Raw genomic sequence first — 1,139 nt, forward strand, 5'->3', positions numbered from 1 at the left:
ACCATCGGCCACGTTGACCACGGTAAAACCACCCTGACCGCCGCCATCACCAACGTGCTGGCCAAGCACTTCGGTGGTAAAGCTTTCGCCTTCGACCAGATCGACAAGGCACCGGAAGAGCGTGAGCGTGGTATCACCATCAACACCTCCCACGTAGAATACGACACTGCAACCCGCCACTACGCCCACGTAGATTGCCCGGGTCACGCCGACTACGTTAAAAACATGATCACCGGTGCTGCCCAGATGGACGGCGCAATCCTGGTAGTAGCAGCGACTGACGGCCCGATGCCGCAGACTCGTGAGCACATCCTGCTGGGTCGTCAGGTAGGCGTTCCGTACATCATCGTGTTCATGAACAAGTGTGACATGGTAGATGACGAAGAGCTGCTGGAACTGGTCGAGATGGAAGTTCGCGAACTGCTGTCCGAGTACGACTTCCCGGGTGATGACCTGCCGGTAGTCCGTGGTTCCGCACTGAAAGCGCTGGAAGGCGAAGCTCAGTGGGAAGAGAAGATCCTGGAACTGGCTGGCCACCTGGACACCTACATTCCGGAGCCGGAGCGTGCCATTGACCAGCCGTTCCTGATGCCTATCGAAGACGTCTTCTCCATCGCAGGCCGTGGTACCGTAGTAACCGGTCGTGTAGAGCGCGGTATCGTCAAGGTTGGTGAAGAAGTGGAAATCGTTGGTATCAAAGATACCACCAAGACCACCTGTACCGGCGTTGAAATGTTCCGCAAACTGCTGGACGAAGGTCGTGCAGGTGAGAACGTTGGCGCACTGCTGCGTGGCGTGAAGCGTGAAGACGTAGAGCGTGGTCAGGTACTGGCCAAGCCGGGCACCATCAAGCCGCACACCAAGTTCGAATCCGAAGTGTACGTGCTGTCCAAAGAAGAAGGTGGTCGTCATACCCCGTTCTTCAAGGGCTACCGTCCGCAGTTCTACTTCCGTACTACCGACGTGACCGGTACCATCGAACTGCCGGAAGGCGTAGAGATGGTAATGCCGGGCGACAACATCAAGATGGTTGTTACCCTGATTGCGCCGATCGCGATGGACGACGGCCTGCGTTTCGCCATCCGTGAAGGTGGCCGTACCGTAGGTGCTGGTGTTGTAGCTAAAGTTATCGCTTAATC

The 1,139-nt window shown here is 56.9% G+C and carries 1 protein-coding gene; it reads left to right on the plus strand.

Annotated features, from left to right (window positions below; translation table 11 throughout):
• The coding region (gene tuf, locus AACR77_RS04260) for an elongation factor Tu (RefSeq protein WP_017788708.1) at positions 1–1,137 on the plus strand (1,137 nt) is incomplete at its 5' end.
• Positions 1,138–1,139 lie beyond the last annotated feature (2 nt).

The organism is Aeromonas sp. ZOR0002 (genome assembly GCF_963866995.1).
GTDB classification, from domain to species: Bacteria; Pseudomonadota; Gammaproteobacteria; order Enterobacterales; family Aeromonadaceae; genus Aeromonas; species Aeromonas caviae.